16 protein-coding genes are annotated in these 17,317 nt (G+C 44.9%); 6 read left to right on the top strand and 10 right to left on the bottom strand.

Translation table 11 applies throughout. The features are described 5' to 3' along the window. The first annotated feature begins 39 nt into the window (after positions 1-39). Complete coding sequence (locus C1S74_RS25770; RefSeq protein WP_045398948.1) at positions 40-717, top strand: lytic transglycosylase domain-containing protein; 678 nt, start codon at positions 40-42, stop codon at positions 715-717. 403 nt (positions 718-1,120) lie between these two features. On the opposite strand, the gene C1S74_RS25775 is transcribed toward C1S74_RS25770, so the two are convergent. Next, positions 1,121-1,639 (bottom strand): NUDIX hydrolase, encoded by a 519-nt coding sequence (locus C1S74_RS25775; protein WP_005443683.1) that lies wholly within the window; start codon positions 1,637-1,639, stop codon positions 1,121-1,123. A gap of 228 nt (positions 1,640-1,867) precedes the next feature. Between C1S74_RS25775 and C1S74_RS25780 the strand changes: the two genes are divergently transcribed. Both C1S74_RS25780 and C1S74_RS25785 read left to right on the top strand, forming a co-directional pair. Then, the gene (locus C1S74_RS25780; RefSeq protein WP_038876511.1) at positions 1,868-2,128 is read left to right on the top strand and encodes a putative hemolysin; all 261 of its coding nucleotides are present in this window, start codon (positions 1,868-1,870) and stop codon (positions 2,126-2,128) included. Positions 2,129-2,389: 261 nt separating this feature from the next. Continuing rightward, entirely contained in the window at positions 2,390-3,049 is a 660-nt protein-coding gene (locus C1S74_RS25785) for a hypothetical protein (RefSeq protein ID WP_038868264.1), read from the top strand. A 15-nt stretch (positions 3,050-3,064) separates the two neighbouring features. Here the strand turns inward: C1S74_RS25785 and C1S74_RS25790 are convergent, their stop codons facing one another. Further along, on the bottom strand, positions 3,065-3,901 hold the full coding sequence (locus C1S74_RS25790) for a YdcF family protein (RefSeq protein ID WP_045398805.1): 837 nt from the start codon (positions 3,899-3,901) through the stop codon (positions 3,065-3,067). Positions 3,902-4,045: 144 nt separating this feature from the next. Here C1S74_RS25790 and C1S74_RS25795 point away from each other — a divergent pair, with 144 nt between their 5' ends. Both C1S74_RS25795 and C1S74_RS25800 read left to right on the top strand, forming a co-directional pair. Beyond that, complete coding sequence (locus C1S74_RS25795) at positions 4,046-5,416, top strand: L-serine ammonia-lyase (RefSeq protein ID WP_045398806.1); 1,371 nt, start codon at positions 4,046-4,048, stop codon at positions 5,414-5,416. A 373-nt stretch (positions 5,417-5,789) separates the two neighbouring features. Then, positions 5,790-7,265: a peptide MFS transporter gene (locus C1S74_RS25800; protein WP_038876517.1), complete on the top strand. Its 1,476-nt coding sequence runs from the start codon at positions 5,790-5,792 to the stop codon at positions 7,263-7,265. Positions 7,266-7,347: 82 nt separating this feature from the next. Here the strand turns inward: C1S74_RS25800 and C1S74_RS25805 are convergent, their stop codons facing one another. Together C1S74_RS25805 and C1S74_RS25810 are read right to left on the bottom strand one after the other, a co-directional pair. Next, positions 7,348-8,619, bottom strand: coding sequence for an Nramp family divalent metal transporter (locus tag C1S74_RS25805; RefSeq protein WP_038868255.1), 1,272 nt, complete (start codon positions 8,617-8,619; stop codon positions 7,348-7,350). A gap of 226 nt (positions 8,620-8,845) precedes the next feature. Further along, entirely contained in the window at positions 8,846-9,085 is a 240-nt protein-coding gene (locus C1S74_RS25810) for a VPA0252 family protein (protein WP_009705043.1), read from the bottom strand. Positions 9,086-9,294: 209 nt separating this feature from the next. On the opposite strand from C1S74_RS25810, the gene C1S74_RS25815 reads away from it, so the two are divergent. Next, the gene (locus C1S74_RS25815) at positions 9,295-10,185 is read left to right on the top strand and encodes a LysR family transcriptional regulator (RefSeq protein ID WP_045398807.1); all 891 of its coding nucleotides are present in this window, start codon (positions 9,295-9,297) and stop codon (positions 10,183-10,185) included. Here C1S74_RS25815 and C1S74_RS25820 read toward each other — a convergent pair. The 6 genes from C1S74_RS25820 to C1S74_RS25850 form a co-directional block, all read right to left on the bottom strand. Further along, on the bottom strand, positions 10,182-10,967 hold the full coding sequence (locus C1S74_RS25820; RefSeq protein ID WP_045398808.1) for a phosphotransferase enzyme family protein: 786 nt from the start codon (positions 10,965-10,967) through the stop codon (positions 10,182-10,184). The genes C1S74_RS25815 and C1S74_RS25820 overlap by 4 nt on opposite strands. A 119-nt stretch (positions 10,968-11,086) precedes the next feature. Then, positions 11,087-11,956: a LysR substrate-binding domain-containing protein gene (locus C1S74_RS25825; protein WP_038868249.1), complete on the bottom strand. Its 870-nt coding sequence runs from the start codon at positions 11,954-11,956 to the stop codon at positions 11,087-11,089. A gap of 119 nt (positions 11,957-12,075) precedes the next feature. Then, positions 12,076-13,041, bottom strand: coding sequence for an outer membrane beta-barrel protein (locus C1S74_RS25830; protein ID WP_038868247.1), 966 nt, complete (start codon positions 13,039-13,041; stop codon positions 12,076-12,078). Between the two features lie 613 nt (positions 13,042-13,654). Continuing rightward, positions 13,655-14,779: a M14 family metallopeptidase gene (locus C1S74_RS25840; protein ID WP_045398809.1), complete on the bottom strand. Its 1,125-nt coding sequence runs from the start codon at positions 14,777-14,779 to the stop codon at positions 13,655-13,657. A 113-nt stretch (positions 14,780-14,892) separates the two neighbouring features. Then, a complete protein-coding gene (locus C1S74_RS25845) occupies positions 14,893-16,293 on the bottom strand; it encodes an FAD-dependent oxidoreductase (protein WP_045398810.1) in 1,401 nt (466 codons plus the stop codon). Positions 16,294-16,550: 257 nt separating this feature from the next. Continuing rightward, entirely contained in the window at positions 16,551-16,910 is a 360-nt protein-coding gene (locus C1S74_RS25850) for a DUF3316 domain-containing protein (protein WP_045398811.1), read from the bottom strand. Between the last annotated feature and the right edge of the window lie 407 nt (positions 16,911-17,317).

The raw sequence follows: 17,317 nt of genomic DNA on the forward strand, positions 1-17,317 counted from the left end.
TTCTCGCCTTGCCTGCAGAGTCTACCGCCATCCCGGTCGATTGCTGTGGGCTTTTTTGTTTTGTGCGTGATGTGCTTGTCTCCAATGACGATGGCCAAGCCGCATGAAGTCACTATCAATCAACAATATCAAGTGCTCGCGCCATATCAAACGCAAATTACCCAACGTCTCGATTCCGTTAGCCCGCTTCTCGAACATATTTTCAAACAGCTTAAGCAAAAGTCTTTGCCCGCCAACTTGGTGTTAGTGCCCATGCTGGAATCATCCTACAACCCGAAAGCAGTCTCACACGCCAATGCCGCCGGTTTATGGCAACTGATTCCTGCTACAGCGACGCGCTTTGGCTTGCAAGTGAGCGATAAGCAAGACGAGCGCTTTGATACCAAAGCCAGCACTCAAGCCGCCATAAGATATTTAGAATTTCTGTATAACAAGTTTGATCAAGATATTGCGCTCACTCTGGCCGCTTACAACGCAGGTGAAGGTCGCGTTGCACGTGCCATCAAAAAAGCAGGCAGCCAAGATTTCACGGCACTTACTTTGCCGAAAGAGACTCAGCAATACGTCAATCGCTTTTACGCGTTGGAACGTTTGGTGAACATACAGCAATTGCGTACCGATTCTTTCCAGCCATTACTTTTGTTTGCAAACCATTCCACCATCTACGCCGAACCGCTTATAGACCTTAGTCGATTGCCCCCACTCGTGGAATTGTGAACACTCTCACTAAATTCCACCAATGTTAGAAGCACGTAAAATTACAAGATCCTGTTCTGCCAATTTGCAAACTCGTGATCTCGATGCAAACGCGTGCATAAAAGTTACGGTAATGTATCTCAAAGATAAGAAAGAGCAGTGGTTTGCTGATAATTTACCAACTTGCACTTGTATATTGACTAGATATCCATCACATTACGTGTGCAAATAAAGTGAAAACCAATAGTTAGACCTATTAATTATTTACACAACAAATATAAAGCCGCTATTGTTTTCACAGATTGATACAAAAAACAGAATATCAAGATGACGCTTCGCTTGCGCGTCTGGAATAAGTCCGGGTTCCGGGGGGGAGCTCGGACTTTTTTATTGCTGGGAAGTTACAATTTTGATCTGAGGAGGGTTACAACAACTCTTTTGCGATAAGTTGTAGCAAGAAGGTTTCGCGTTCAATGCTCATGCCTTTCTTCGGACTTTCCGCCATCGTCTTTTCATTGTGCGCGATCGCGTCGTGAACATTCATCCAAACTGGGCGCATGCCGTTCTTCACTTCGTAATCTTCATAAGCCGTTTCACCTAGCTCACGGTCAATTTTGCACGTGTAGCAATAAGACGTCATGTGCATCACATCGGCATCGTCTTTGTACCAAGGACGAAATTCTTCGAAGATACCGTAAGGCTTGATGTTGTGAATGTTCTTCGCACCCGTTTCTTCTTCCAACTCACGAACCAAACCTGCAATCACATCCTCACCGTCATCGATGCCACCGCCAGGCAGGGTGTAATCGTGGTAACGCTCTGTGTAAAGAAGCAGGACATCTTCACCATCTAATACAATGGCGCGCGCCGCATTGCGTTGGAAGATGATTTTGTCATCCAGATGTTCGATATCTGGGTGCGTGGTGGTTTTCAAATGTCTCATCGCAGATTCCGCTGTGAATGTTTTGCGCGCATACTACCGAAATTCATGCGCATTCCCAAGTTTCAATTTGAGCACGTCTGAAACAAATATAGGCGAACAGTGAGCAAATTCTAAAATTGCACAGAATTCCCTTACAAGCGTCGTGCTTTTAACAAACATAAGACAATATTTTTCTGAAACTCTCCTATAATCAACACACTACTCGTTAATCCCATGCGGAGATCAAGAATGAAAAAGACAACTTTAGTAACGGCAGTGGCAGCAGCGATGGTGTTGGCAGGTTGTTCAACTTATGAAGGTGCGACTCGCTCAAATGAATACACATCAGCAGCAAACCCAGCAGCGGTATACTGCGTACAGCAAGGCGGCGAGCTAGATACAGTAACGGAAAATGGTGAACGCGTAACTTACTGCCAACTGTCTGAAAACGAGCGCTTTGAGCAGTGGGAATACTACCGCAACAACCACAAAGAAGATGGCGAGTCGTAAACAACGTTAACATTTGCGCAATCTAAGATTACAATTTTATCAACAAAGGAGCGTTAAGCTCCTTTTTGTTTACCGTAAATTTCCCTACATTCTGATACTTAGCCCTTTATCCACCAGCCTTACCGCATAGCGATACGATATCGAACGGCGTTTTATTCTGACATTTCCCTGACATTACTTTCCAAGTGGTCAATAAAATCCCTTGCACACATCACGAAATTTCACGTTTTTTCCACATTTTTATCGGAGCGGGTGGTCAGGATGAAAACAAATACTGTTAAGCAGGCCGAATCGGCACAAACGAACGTCATTACAGAAGAATCAAAACGCATCATCTATAAGTCGATGCTAAGTGCACTCACCATTGTTGCCATCAGTATTTTAGTCAACCTAAGTATCCGAGTGGACTACGTTTTATTAGGTTCTTCATTGGGCGAAACCTCTATTACTGAAACACTGCAATTGATCATGCTGGCGGTTGCATCTTGGTCTTTCTTCCGCATGTCTAAACAAGAGACTCATGTCTCACATGCCGCGATACTTATTTCAGGCTTTTTTGCGGTATTGATGATCCGTGAAATGGATTACTGGTTTGACATGATCCACCACGGTTCTTGGGTCTTTCCTGCCCTTGCGTTAGCGGCACTGGCTTGTGCGAAAGCGTACCAAGGTGGTAAAGGCACCGTGAACGAAATGGCAACCATTCTACAATCACCTTACATGAAGCTACTTATCGGCTCAGTGATCTTGTTGTTGGTGTTCTCTCGCCTATACGGCATGGGCAGCTTCTGGCAACACGTAATGGGCGAGCACTACGTACGCGATGTGAAAAACATCTCAGAAGAAGGCATGGAGCTGTTGTGTTACAGCCTAATCGCGCTGAGTGCGGTACGCACACGTCGCGAACTTAAGCGTCAGTAAGTTGAAGTTGCTTAACTAGCCATTCGCTTCGGGGTCAAATTGCAGATTCAACGCCGTTAATATCGGATGAAATACTGCCAACGCTTGCTCTGCTGCAACCACTGAATCATCAAAGGCCGTCATTTCGATGGCCTTTTTCATCTCTGCAATTAGCTCTCGCACTTCAGGCTCTAAATCGAGCGCTTGAAGCTTTTCTATCGCACTAAGACCAATGGCTAAAGGCTTTGCTCGTACCTCAGCGAGATCACGTTCAAAGGCTCCACGCTTAACTCCCTCGAGATACACGCGGTAAGTCGTGAGTTCATCAAACAACAAAAATGCTTCCGCTAAAACGCCTGTATTGGGGTAAGGCACACTCACATGATGCGAGAGATCGAGTGGAATATTGAGCTTTACCCCCATGTCCGCACAGCGCGACTTCAAGACGCGCAATAAGCCCTGTTCATCCATTAAGGTTTGAATCTCGATGATGCGCTCTAGGTGATAGTCATTGGAGAGTAATGTGACTTCGATGGTTTGCCCTGCCTCGCAAAGACCACTTCTCAATAATTCCGCAGCAGCATTTTGCATGTTCTGCACCGTATTGAGTGAACGATTCTCGATAATGACCTGCTGCTCAGGAAAATCGATTTCCCTAGTCTTGGCTAACTGGCAAAAGTAGCGGTACATCGCATCCGCTTCTGAGTCGGTTTGTCCTTGAGTCACACCGCCACAAAAAACCAAGGCAGTCGTCTCAAAGCAAAATTCGTTTAAAACGTTCAACAGCGCTTCCACGCGTGATCGGCCTTCAGCACTCAACTGATCGTGCACTAAGCGCTTACCTAGAATGATCACTACCTTGTTTAACTTCATTACCCAGATCTCAATTACTCATACTTTAGCGAACAATTTGTATACAAAAATTTGCTTTGCCAATACTCTTTCAGGCATTAACATCTAATTAACAATGTCGTTCTAGAGACCTGAACAAAGGTCCGCAGAGAAAGGAAGTCAATTATGCTGTCGATTTTCGATATTTTTAAGGTCGGTGTCGGTCCATCCAGTTCCCACACCAATGGCCCAATGCTCGCAGGTTACCATTTCACTCAATTACTTAGCGACTCTATGGCGAAAGTGCACAAGGTGCAAGTTGACCTTTACGGTTCTTTATCGCTGACTGGCAAAGGCCACCATACAGACCGTGCCACCGTCCTTGGTTTGATGGGCAATAAGCCCGATACCATTAAAATGACCAGTGCCAAAAGTGCACTGCAACATACCATTGAACATGGCACCCTCTCAGTCGCAGGTGTTCATGAAATCGTGTTTAGCTATGAGCACGATATCGTCTTCCACAGTGATAACCTTCCCCTTCATGAAAATGGCATGACCATCACGGCTTATGATGCTGCTGGTGATCAGGTGGCGTTTGAAACTTACTATTCTATCGGTGGTGGCTTTATTGCAACCGCTGCCGAGTTGGAAAATGGCAGTACCGAAGCGGAAGTACAGGTACCTTACCCATTCAAATCCGCCGATGAAATGCTAGAAAAAGCCGAGCAAAACGGATTCAGTTTAGGTGGAATGATTCTGCAAAATGAACGCACTTTCCGTGAGCAGGAAGAGATCGATCAAAAAGCCGAACAGATCTGGAAAGTGATGTCGCTCTGCATGCAACGAGGCTTTGATACCGAAGGGATTCTCGAAGGCGGGTTGAACGTAACGCGCCGAGCGCCAAACCTACTCAAAAAACTCGAAGCCAATGCGGCAGTAGAGAACGATCCAATGGAGATCATGGATTGGATTAACCTGTTTGCTTTCGCAGTAAGTGAAGAGAACGCCGCAGGTGGTCAGGTAGTGACGTCGCCAACCAACGGTGCTGCTGGTGTTATTCCCGCCGTGCTTATGTACTACCATCGCTTCATTAAAGAGCTCGATAACAAGCAACTGAAAGACTTCTTAGCCGTGGCGGGGGCAATTGGCATCTTGTACAAAACCAACGCTTCCATCTCAGGAGCAGAAGTCGGATGCCAAGGCGAAGTCGGCGTATCTTCTTCGATGGCGGCCGCAGGCTTAACGGCACTGCGTGGAGGCAGCAATGAGCAAATCTGTATTGCCGCAGAGATCGCCATGGAGCATTCACTTGGCATGACTTGTGACCCAATAGGCGGTCTAGTTCAGGTGCCGTGTATTGAGCGAAACGCGATGGGCGCGATGAAGGCCATTAACGCATCACGCATGGCACTGAAACGCACCAGCAAATGCCTTATTTCATTAGATAAAGTTATCGAAACCATGTACCAGACGGGCAAAGACATGAATAAGAAATATCGTGAGACATCACTTGGTGGACTCGCGGTGATTCATATGGCCCCACCATGCGAATAGCATACTTTATATCAGTTATTGCTAATTAATATTTTTCATTGTTGGCGGACAAAATTCCGCCAACGCCTGTTTTCTTATCAAAAACCACCTTATTTACTCAAACTCTCCCGTCTGTTTATTATTTCAACGACTTTTCAAAACCTTAAAAACCATATGAGAACAATCATCTTATAAATTGTTACTTTTTGGTCATTTATTCACATAATTTCTAGTTGATCTAGAACAACACATTAGTGAGGCAAACGTTTCGCATTAGAAATTTTAGTGCATTAAATTCAGTTTATGCGACAATTGTTTCAATATGTAACATAGCGTTTAAGTAACATTTAACAGAAATAATAACTACCTTTCTCGCAATAGTGAGTATTTAATTATGTGGAATAAACTAAATAAATCTATGATGTTCTGCCAAATGATGTTTGGCTTATCATTTTATGGCGTGTTAGTCAGTCTGACGCGTTTTTTCTTAGAGGATCTGAATTACAACGAAGCTGATACCATGATGATCGTGGGTGCCTTTTCGGCGATTGGCCCTCTATTTGCGATTGCTGGCGGCTTTATCGCTGACAAATTTTTAGGTGCTTACCGCTCTCTATCGATTGCCTTCTTAGCATTCGCATCTGGCTATGTACTGCTTGTTCTTGGTGCTTCGGCAACCAACGTACCGCTTTCCATGTGTGGTATCGCATTGGCAAGTTACGGCCGTGGTTTAATGTCTCCTTCTTACCCTAGCTTGTACAAACGTACCTTTAAGTCGCAAGAAGACTTCGAGAAAGGCTACCCAATTAACTACTCAGTGAACAACGTGGGCGCTTTCCTAGGCCAATACTTGTTCCCTATGATTGTGCTTATCATCGGCTTTAATGGTGGTTTCACTATTTCAGCAGTGATGGCTGGCGCAGCATTGGTGATGCTACTTGTGTTCCGCAAAGGCTTGGTTGGCGTTGCTTCTGATCTGGATCGTCAAAGCGTAAGCATGAAGAACTGGATCTTCTTCGCCATTATCTCTGCGGCGATGATTGCACTGGTATTCTTCATGTTCTCTAACATGGATATCGGTCAAAACATCGTTTACGCTATCGGCGGTGCAGCGATTCTTTACTTTGTTTCTTTGATGTTGAAAGCAAGCAAAGCGGAATCATTGAAGATGGGTACTATCCTTATCGTTACCTTCCTAACCACGTGTTTCTTCGTTTACTACGGTCAAATGATGACTTCAATGAACATGGTAGCGATTAACACTCTGAAAGGCTCTCTATTTGGCTTCATCCCTCTAGAGCCTGAAGCAGCAATGGCGATGAACCCACTATGGTGTATGGTTGGTGGCCCTATCGTTGCTGGCTTCTTTGGCATGCTAGAAAAACGTGATATTCACCTATCAACCGCGACTAAGATTGCATTGGCATTCGTGCTAACCGCTATCGCATTCGGCATCCTAACGTTCGCGGTAACGACTGTTGGCGAAGACGTTATCATCATGCCTGAAATCTTCCTAGCGATTCACTTCTTCCAAGCAATTGCGGAAGTTATCGTAGGTTCAATGGTAGTTGCGTTCATTCTATCTGTGGCGCCTAAGCACATCGAAAACTTCTCAGTAAGCTTGTTCTCTGTAGCAATCGCACTGAGTGGTATCGTTGGTGCTGCATTCTCGACTTCTATCGCACTAGAGAAAGGCCAAGAGATCACCCAAGAGATCGTACAACACGTTTACGGCGAATACTTCCAACTGCTGACTATCCTAGCGGTTGTGATGGTTGCGATTGCCTTGGGCGCGTCATTCATCATTCGTAAGATGCTTGAAGCAGCAAAACAAAGTGAAGCTGAATTGGAAGTGGTTGAGCAAAACTAATTCTCTCTCAGCAGCAAACGAAAAACGGAAGCCAAGCGGCTTCCGTTTTTTTTATCGACAAAGAAGAAGGATAGAGAAATCATTAAGCGGTTAAAGTAACCATCAGATAACCGTTGAGTGCGAGTACTAAAGTAACGATAACCATACCGACATAAGAGACCCATTTGTTATTTTTGAACTCACCCATCAAGCGTTCGCTGTTGGTAAAGATAAGCAATGGGATAATCGCCAACGCAATACCAAAGCTCAACACCACTTGGCTCATCACCAAGATATCGGTGGTGTTCATGCCTAAACCAATCACCACAAACGAAGGTGCCATAGTAATAAAGCGTCGTACCCACATTGGAATAGAGAAGCGGACAAAGCCTTGCATCACCACCTGACCAGCCATTGTGCCAACAACGGTAGAAGACAAGCCTGAAGCAATCAACGAAACACCAAACAACACAGATGCGGCTTTACCTACCAATGGCGTTAGCGTCATGTACGCTGTTTCAATTTCCGCCACATGTTGGTTGCCTGAGTAATGGAACACGGCAGCAGCCATCGCCACAATTGCGATATTCACAAAGCCTGCAATTACCATCGCAATCAACACATCAAAGCGAGTGGTGCGAAGGCGAGTTTTGGTGCTTTCGCCATAGCTGTTTTTGAACAGTGCAGAATGAAGATAAATCACGTGAGGCATTACAGTCGCGCCTAGAATACCCGCAGCAAGATAGATTTGATGTGAATCCGTAAAGGTTGGAGTCAGCAGACCTTTCACCATTTCACCGCCCGCAGGATGCGCAAAAAACAGTTCAGCAATGTAGATAACCGCCACCAACATCAAAAGTGAACCAATCACGACCTCTAGTGGTTTTTGACCTTTCTGGTTAAGCATCAAAATCATCACGGTTGCTACCGCAGTGATCATCGCACCTTCCATTAAGCTAATTCCAAACACCAACTGAAAGCCGACTGCTGCACCGATAAACTCGGCAAGATCTGTCGCTATCGCGATGATTTCAGCTTGGATCCAGTAGAAGCCCACCGCCCATTTATTTGGTAAGTGGTCACGTAGATGCTCTGCTAGGTTTTTGCCTGTGACGATACCTAGCTTGGCGGATAAATACTGAATCAACATCGCCATTAGGTTTGCCCATAGCACTACCCAAAGTAGCTGGTAACCAAATGAAGATCCTGATTCAATATTTGTCGCAAAGTTGCCTGGGTCGATGTAACCAATCGCCGCAATAAACGCCGGGCCTAACATCAGCATTTTGCGTTTGATTTTATTGAATGCCGAAACTTTTGATGTTGTGGCGGCATCTAAATGTATGGATGCATTATTTATCGATACATTACTCATGACGATATTCCTCTCTAGTCGATGAGAAGAATCATACGCCCACCCAAATGAGAATCAATATCATTTGAGTGCGCAAAAATGGTAATTAAGATTTCAACAATTAATTTTTAATTATCGATAAACAAAAACTATCAAAACCCTTCTGTTGAATTTGGCTTGCCATCGACCAAAAACAACAATGCCGCGTTAGACGCGGCATTGAAAGCGGGGGGATGGTTTCGATTACTTAGTCGCGACGGCCGCGCAATTGAATCGGTTGGTTGGAAGCGTCTGTTTGAATCATCACGCCACCGTAAGTAGCGTCATTACGACCTTTAAGAGTCAGGTTAGAATCCGCGCGCTCCACATTAACTTGGTTTGTTTGGCTAGTAGCCATATCAATGGTACCCGTGTATGAGCCATCGCCAGCGAATGCTACATTCATTGAACAAGCCATTAAGCCTACTAGTGCGATTAGTTTTTTCATACGTCACCTCGATTATTTGTGGTACATCGTTTCGATGAAGAAACTGTAGCAACAGTTCCAAAGTAGCACGAGGAAAACCCGAATTTACCAAATGGAAATCCTCGGTCAAAAAATGCTTTTCTGCCATAAACTTAGAATTGACCATCCTCTGTCTTTTTTTATGAGAGGCGGAGTTATGATGCCGTGGCAACGTTGGCTGGAGTAAAAGAATGACAATGAATCTGGATATGCAAAACGTTTTGGTGTTAAAGCGAATGTATGAATTGCGTAACGTTCGTTTGGTGGCAGAGACGCTAGGCAAAACATCTGGTGCGATCAGCAAAAACCTTACTAAAATGAAAGCGCAATTAGATGACCCGCTCTTTATTCAGACGAAAAATGGCTTTGAGCCAACCTCGTTTGTCGAAGCCAACATGCCTCATTTTGAGCAGATTCTTGCAAGCGTGGATGCCATCAAACCACAAGAATTCTCACCCGCTCACTTTACTGGTGAAGTATCCATTTACGCCAATACCCTGTTCTGGGATCGCTTTGGCGACAAACTGTACATTGAACTTATCAAGCAAGCACCTAACGCGAGATATGCGTTTTTAAGGTGGGGAGCAGATGCCCGTAATCGAATCATCGATGGTGAAAACGCTATTGCAATTCACTACTTTGATGAAGACTTACCTCAGTCAATCGCTCAGAAAGAATTGGGGAAAGGAAAAGCGGTGTTCTTTGTGCGGAACGACCATCCAGCACGAGACTTCCAATCATTAAGTGACTACGCCTTACTACTGTTCAAAACGCCGGGGTGGAATGATCATAAATACCCATTGCTCGATCGTTTAAAGAACATTGGTTTCGATGTCACGCCCAAAGTGGAAGTGGAACACCCCGCAATGATTCATAGCATCATCATGCAAACCGATCATTTTGGGATCACCATGAGCGGTAATGTTCCAGAAAGTTGCCGCAGTATAGATTTACCAAACGGGTTGGAGTTGGGTGTCAGCTTTGTCATGAGTTGTCGTCGCTCTCAGCAGCATGACCCGCAAAATCAATGGCTATTCAATGTCATCCAAACGATCATCGCGAAGCATTCAAAACCCGATTAAAACGGTGCTTCACCTAACACACCGAGTGTGATCGCTTGGTGATGTTTCTTTAGATACTCAATGTCTTGTAAATAAGCCGTATGGTGGCAATCATCCATGTTCGCTTGAAATTGCGCATCGCCAGTGGCAGCAGACGTACGCATAAAGTCTACCAGTGCAGTCAAACGCAGCGTCATCGTATCCACCAGTTCTTCCCGCTCTAACCTTGAACAACCATAGGCGTCACAGAAACGCTTTGCTCGTTTAATCTGCTCTTCAAGCGTGCCCATTTTGTCATTTTCATCGGTCTTAAATGGCGCCCAACCATAGACTGAAAAAGCCACATCCCAAATTCTTGGGGCTGGGTGTGCCGTATCAAAATCAAAAATGCCCACGACAGCGCCATCCTTTAACGCAACGTTATAGGGCATAAAGTCGCCATGGCAGATGACTTCGTGTGGCAAGCGAGTTGGCAGCATCCAGTGGCAAACTTCATCTTGATGTCTGGAAAGGAAGTCTTGAGAAGCATCATGCAGTTGTCGAAGCAGTTTTGCTGCGGAAGTAAGAGCCGAGAGCGAAGCAATCTCTCCCTGCAAAGGATAGTTATAGCTTTCTCCATCGACGAAGGTCAGCAACTCTTTTCCACCTTCAATTGACACCGCTTTAGAACAAGCATGAAAACCGTTGGCATGAAGATGATGAAGCAATTGATGAATGGTTATGGTCCAAAGACTTGCAGGTCGACTGACCAAGTCTCCTTTACGATAAATAGCCCCTTCTCGGCCACCTTGTAACGTTTCCATGACCCCTCCTTGAAAAGTCGAGCAAACCGCTCATGAGTAACGACGACTTGAAACGTATTCGCTTTATACCATTATACCCAAGTAACCTCGAGCGGCTTAGGTCAACGAGTTAACCCATATCATAAACTGTTCAATAACCATTTGGTAAACGCGTCAACATGTGGTTTTTCTCCGTGTTTGACCATCATATAATGCGCACCACGGCTCGGCATGGACCACTCTCCTATGCGAACCAAGCTTCCTTGTCGCAGATGTTCGTCAACCAAGAAGTCTCTCACCAATAATACCCCTAACTGATTCACCGCCGCTTCAATCGATAATAAAGAGTGCTCGAATTCTGCGACCATTGGAGCCAGTCTCCCTTGATAACCATGATAAGCAAACCAAGATTGCCATGTTTCCTGATACCCACCCGTCGCCAGCTTGGCAGTATGTGCCAATTCAGACAAATTCGACATTGGGTTGAGATGTAAGAAGCCAGGACTGGCTACCACAATCCAGTTTTCATCCGTCAACTTTACAGCTTGTTTTGACTGCCAGTTCCCATACCCGTTGATAATTTCGACATCGGCAATATCGCTGCTACTCGGTACAGCATTGGCCGTCGTCGAAATCTTAAACCGAATATCAGGGTACTGACGATGAAAATCGGCTAGGCGTGGTATCAACCACTGGACACAAAAACTATGTGCAACATGTAAGGTTAATTGAGTGTGCCTTTGACGTGAGAACAAGTGCAGAGTCGCCACAGAAAGACTTTGAAATACATGACTAACGACAGGCAAATAATCGTGTGCGGCTTGTGTCAAAAGTAGCTTGGCTCCATTGCGCTCAAACAAGGTCGCATCGAGATAAACTTCCAAGGATTTCACTTGCTGACTGACGGCAGCACGTGTGACATTGAGTTCTTCTGCCGCTTTGGTAAAGCTTTGCAAGCGTGCTGTGGCTTCGAACGCTTTAAGGGAATTTAAAGGTGGTAAGTTTTGCATGTCAGGCTCCACGCGAACAAGTAAGAAAATACTATGACGGGGCTGTGACAGATAAATGAAAGGATACAAAAAAGCCAGCGTTAGACGCTGGCTTTCAAAGTAGCTAATTCAATAAGGAATTATTGAGCAGCTTCTTCAGTTTGGTATTGGAACGCAGGAACAACAACTTCTACACGACGGTTCGCTTCACGACCTTGACGAGTTTCATTGCTTTCTACTGGGTTCGCTTCACCCATACCTTTAACAGTCATACGGTCTGCTGCGATACCTTCAGCTTGGAACTGGTCAGCAACTGCTTGTGCACGCTTCTCAGTTAGCTCTTGGTTGTAAGCTTCAGAACCTGTTGTGTCACTGTAACCAGTGATTTCAACTTGAGCTTGTGGGTAAGTGTTCATTAGCTCAACAGTGCCGTTTAGAGAAGATGCATCTTGTACTTCTGCACTTTCTAGGCCGAACTGTAGAGTTGTAGTTTGAGCTGGGTACTCGTTTTCAACGATGCGAGTCGCTGGACGAGTTTCAACTACTTCTTCTTGAACTACTGGCTCAGAACCGAACTTGTAGTTGAAGCCAATACCGAAGAAGTCTGCGTCCATATCGTTGATGATGTCGTCAGACATATCTTGGTAACGTTGGTACTCAGCACGTAGGCTCCAGTTGTAGTTGATTTGGTATTCAGCACCTAGAGAGCCAGTTGGTACGAAATCTTTCTCGTCACCAGCCATCATGTATGCAGCACCTACTTTAGCAAATAGGTTCCAAGAATCTGTTAGTGGTAGGTTGAACTTAGGAGCAAGAGTGATTGCCCATAGGTCGCCATCTACTGTGTTTAGGCCAGCTTTGTTGAAGTTAGCTGTGAAGTTACCTAGGTAATCAACGCCGTATTCAGCAGCAACGTATTCGTTGAAGTTGTAACCGATGTGCATGCCAGCTGCGAAGCTATCGTCATCACATGGAGCGTCAAGGTGACAAGCGTCGTTTAGTGCGTTGTAACCTAGTTTACCGCCAACGTAAGTATCAGCAAGAGCAACATTCGACATTACGCCACCAGCTAGAATGGTAGCCACTGCAAGAGCGATTTTTTTCATTATTTTACCTTTAATGCGAAGGCGACCCGACTACTATCCACAACTATACAGCTGCCATCACGCAAGTCAGAACCTACACTGTTTCGAGTGATTAAAAACTATGCCATTGGTCTCAATCAAAACGTCATCAGACATCTGGAATGAGCACTTATCTTCAAGCATTTTTCTCAGAGCTCAGATCCGAAACGAGCCTCCGATTGTTTGGCGCATTCCGAATGATTCAGAGCACAAACAAAACGGACAAATCGTTCCAAAAACAGAACACCAAAATGCGAATTATCCTAAGCTAGGCGCAATAGTACATAGCAGCTATATTTTATTTTTAGCTACTGTGCCTACAAAGGGCGCTAAAGCATAAGATTGCTAAATGATTGAGATGAGATAACTTTTGTGACATAAATCTCAAAACAGACTTTAACAGAACAACCTTCGCTTTCATAAATTAGATTTCTTATCGTGACGATTAGTTTTTTTTATCGATAGCCACATAAGCACCAGAAACTGAAGGTTTTTTGTTTTTATTGGCGAAAAAATTTACAGTCACCAGACATTGAGGTAGGAAAAAACGCACAAAAAACACAGCCTGCAAAAAGCAGGCTGTGAACTAATTGCTTTAAATCTTGTCGGAAACCGCCAACGTTGCCGCCAATACATCTTGGCCAAACAGCACGCTACGTTCCGGAGACCAGCCGTAAAGTGGGTAGGGATGGTTATTATTGTCTTTGAATGGCATCTCGATGGTGTAAGACAAGCACTTGAATTGCTCAGCAACCCAGTTAGAGCCAACGGTTAGGTTCGCTTTGCCCGGTTCATCTTTATCGTAACCAATCTCGTCTTGGAACTCTGGTGTAATAGTCAGAAGTGCTTGTTTAAACGCGTTTTCCAATTCAGCCATGCCTTCGTCATAAGAAGGAATACCTTCAGAGCCCGCCACGAAGTTGTAAGGGATAGCTTCATCACCATGGATATCTAAGAACATATCCACGCCTGTTTCTAGCATGCGCTCACGAACCAAGAAGACCTCAGGGCTCTTCTCCATTGATGGCGTTTGCCATTCACGGTTTAGGTTTACGCCAACAGCGTTAGTACGTAGATGCCCACGCACACCGCCGTCTGGGTTCATGTTTGGTACAACGTAAAGTACTGCTTTTTCAAGTAATGCACGCGCAACCGTGTCGTTCTCATCGAGCAGACGTTGGATCATGCCTTCCATGAACCATTCTGCCATCGTCTCACCTGGGTGCTGGCGCGCAATCATCCAGATTTTCTTTTTGCCTTCTTCTGGCTCACCAAACGTTAGCAAGCTCATGTCATTGCCGTCTAATGTATGGCCCAGCGTCTCAAGTTGGCAGTGATGCGCGCTTTGTGCCATGTGTAACAGGTCTAGATGACGGTCGTACGTGTAAGGTGCAAAGTACGCGAAGTAAATTGAACTGCGTTCAGGGATAACAGTGAAAGTCAGCGTGTCGCCATCGAACTCTGCCGGCACACGGAACCACTCTTCACGATCGTAAGACGCAACCACGTCGTAGCCTTGCCAACCTTCTGGGTAAGCCGACTTCGCGAGGTCGAGCAGTTTGATGGTATGTGATTGCTCGGCTTCTGTCTCTAGACGGAAGTGGAACCACTGGTAGAATTCCGACATGTTGTCGTTAGGAATTTTGAGTTGGATGTCGTTTTTGTCGTCCGCTTTCACTACGTGAATGCTGCCGCTGTCGAAGTTGCTGAATACTTTCATTCTATGACTCACCTTTTGCATCTGAGCTTGAAAGACTGAGGCTAACACAAAGGGAAGAGGTGCCTCTAACACTTTCACTTCTTCCCTATCCGTTTGCGATCAAAATATTCAGTTTAGTCAAGCTTATCCGCTTTGCCTGCTGGTCCAGCGAGTTTTGCTAGCCACTTATCCCAGATGAACGGCGTTTTCTCGCTATCTTCTGCTTCCTCTTTTCGACGTACCGCGTTGCGCACCACCATCGCTCCCGTCCATCGGAATGGCTCTGGCGGGAAGTATCCCAACGGTCCTTTGGCTAAACCGCTTTTCGTCCATTCGTTATCAAGTCCCAATACCAATGAAGATAAGATCTTTCCGCCCATTCGCGTCTGTGCAACGCCATTACCCGAATAGCCAAAGCCGTAAAAGACATTGCTTTGCTTGTTTAACTGGCCAAAGAATGGAAAGCCCGTTGCCGAACGATCCGAGCCACCCGTCCATGAATAAGCAAACTCTGCGCCTTTTAAACGAGGGAACAACTTGTCGAACGACTTACGCAGTAGATTTTGATAGCGCGTTGGTTTATTGAACATCGCGTTCACTTGGTTGTTGAAAGAGAACTGATTGCCGCCTTTCCCCAACATCAAACGGCCATCGGGAGTATCTCGGTAATAGTGGACGAAGATACGTGAATCCAAAACGCTCGATCCCACCTGCCAACCCGACTGAGATAGCGCGTCACCAAGCGGTTTGGTGATAACCATGTCGGAAGAGACCACCACGATACTGCTTTTGAATTGCTTAAACTGCTCCACCATCCAAGCGTTTAATGCCAGCACGACTTGCTTAGCTTGAATACTCCCTTTAGGCGTAGAAACAGTAGCAGGTTTTCCATAATCTAAACGCGTCATCGGCGTGTTCTCATAGATCTCAACACCCAACTCCATTGCGACGCGTCTTAATCCTCTCGCCAACAAAGCAGGCTGAACACTGGCTGCAACCGGAGAGTGAAAGCCTTCTATATTGCGCGGCGATCCCGCATTGGCACGCAATTCCTCAGATTGACAGCGGCGCCAGCTGTTCACATCTAGACGCTTTAACTCGTCTACCACTGGCTGCATTCCACCCGTCTGAGACTGATTGGTTGCCGTGTAGTAGACGCCTTTTAGCGACAATTGCGCATCGATATTGTACTGCTGACAGAATTCGTCAATCTCCAATACCGCTTGCTCCGATTCCTTCACCAACCACGCTGCGTGTTCTTCACCAAATAAACGCTTTAATGTAGGGAACTTAGTCGACCATGTCAGCATGCAGCCGCCATTCGCCCCAGAAGCACCGCTACCGCACAAGCCTTTTTCAATCACTACGATGTGTTTCTCCGGAGATTGTTGCTTGATCATGATTGCCGTCCAGAGCCCAGTGTATCCACCACCAACAATGGCGACATCAGCTTGGATATTTTGTTGAAGTGGTTTGGCGGTTTCTGGTTGCTCGGCTTCAAGCGCTTGCTTAAACCAATAAGAAGGGTGAGTCATTACGTATCCTTTGTAAGTGTGCGCATACAATGTTGCTTTGTTGCCACTTTACAAACGATCCAAATCATCAACGAGCTAGAAAAACTGACGCTCAACGTTAGAAAATATTAAACCTAAATTAGTTATTTATTTTATTCACCATAATTATGTATATTTAAATAATAAAAAAGGGGAGCAAAACTCCCCAAATTCAATAAGAATAAATATATGGCAACGATAATATTGAAAACAAAATATTTTGCTAGCGAGTAGATGTATTAACGATTACCTGGTTCACGCATGCGGTATTCATATTTCACATTCAATATTGGTTGATAGGCAATCTGACCGTCATCTTGAAGAAACTCATCAACGGTAACTTTTGCATTAGTAATGGAAAACGACTGACGGTCTACCATATCAAATGCACTCTTAAACTCATCTCGTAGCTCTTTAGAAGACTTGCTTTGGTAGTTTTTAATCATTTCAAAGCCCATGTCGTAGGCAGCTTGCTTGCTATCCACAACATGACCTTGGATCGTTTTGCTGTTATTCGTCCATTGGTAACCACCAGCGAATGCCGCGATAGGAGTGGCAGTTAATGCGATAAGACTGACTAGAGAGATTAAACGTTTCATAATATGCTCCTTACTTACCTTTTAAAATATCGAGTTCCAAATACTCGATGAATGTAGGTTACGTATAGAGACCTTTAGCTCGTCAAATTAATTTCAAAAAACATTCAATTATTTTTCAAGTTATTTTTAATTAAACGTAAGGCATAAAACTGCCATTTATTATTCATAATAAAAATATCTTAAAAAGCAGTCACTAAATAGCTTTTATTGTCTTATAAAGAAACCTTTATGGCTACTTTGCCATTCAGTCATGACACTCCCTTACCAAGCCATACAATACCTCTCGCCCCTTTTCTCTTAGAATTCTGCACAAACGAACACCGTTCAAAACGATCGTAATGGCACTGCGTCTGACACCAGAACACCACCTTTTGATGCCTCGGCGTCCTCTTTATCTTTTGGTGTTT

The sequence above is a fragment of the Vibrio hyugaensis genome, from assembly GCF_002906655.1.
Lineage (GTDB): Bacteria > Pseudomonadota > Gammaproteobacteria > Enterobacterales > Vibrionaceae > Vibrio > Vibrio hyugaensis.

Excerpts from the sequence above, each read along its gene's own strand:
- C1S74_RS25775 (WP_005443683.1), bottom strand. The coding sequence starts at position 1,639 with ATGAGACATTTGAAAACCACCACGCACCCAGATATCGAACATCTGGAT.
- C1S74_RS25780 (WP_038876511.1), top strand. The coding sequence starts at position 1,868 with ATGAAAAAGACAACTTTAGTAACGGCAGTGGCAGCAGCGATGGTGTTG.
- C1S74_RS25785 (WP_038868264.1), top strand. The coding sequence starts at position 2,390 with ATGAAAACAAATACTGTTAAGCAGGCCGAATCGGCACAAACGAACGTC.
- C1S74_RS25790 (WP_045398805.1), bottom strand. The coding sequence starts at position 3,901 with ATGAAGTTAAACAAGGTAGTGATCATTCTAGGTAAGCGCTTAGTGCAC.
- C1S74_RS25795 (WP_045398806.1), top strand. The coding sequence starts at position 4,046 with ATGCTGTCGATTTTCGATATTTTTAAGGTCGGTGTCGGTCCATCCAGT.
- C1S74_RS25800 (WP_038876517.1), top strand. The coding sequence starts at position 5,790 with ATGTGGAATAAACTAAATAAATCTATGATGTTCTGCCAAATGATGTTT.
- C1S74_RS25805 (WP_038868255.1), bottom strand. The coding sequence starts at position 8,619 with ATGAGTAATGTATCGATAAATAATGCATCCATACATTTAGATGCCGCC.
- C1S74_RS25810 (WP_009705043.1), bottom strand. The coding sequence starts at position 9,085 with ATGAAAAAACTAATCGCACTAGTAGGCTTAATGGCTTGTTCAATGAAT.
- C1S74_RS25815 (WP_045398807.1), top strand. The coding sequence starts at position 9,295 with ATGACAATGAATCTGGATATGCAAAACGTTTTGGTGTTAAAGCGAATG.
- C1S74_RS25820 (WP_045398808.1), bottom strand. The coding sequence starts at position 10,967 with ATGGAAACGTTACAAGGTGGCCGAGAAGGGGCTATTTATCGTAAAGGA.
- C1S74_RS25825 (WP_038868249.1), bottom strand. The coding sequence starts at position 11,956 with ATGCAAAACTTACCACCTTTAAATTCCCTTAAAGCGTTCGAAGCCACA.
- C1S74_RS25830 (WP_038868247.1), bottom strand. The coding sequence starts at position 13,041 with ATGAAAAAAATCGCTCTTGCAGTGGCTACCATTCTAGCTGGTGGCGTA.
- C1S74_RS25840 (WP_045398809.1), bottom strand. The coding sequence starts at position 14,779 with ATGAAAGTATTCAGCAACTTCGACAGCGGCAGCATTCACGTAGTGAAA.
- C1S74_RS25845 (WP_045398810.1), bottom strand. The coding sequence starts at position 16,293 with ATGACTCACCCTTCTTATTGGTTTAAGCAAGCGCTTGAAGCCGAGCAA.
- C1S74_RS25850 (WP_045398811.1), bottom strand. The coding sequence starts at position 16,910 with ATGAAACGTTTAATCTCTCTAGTCAGTCTTATCGCATTAACTGCCACT.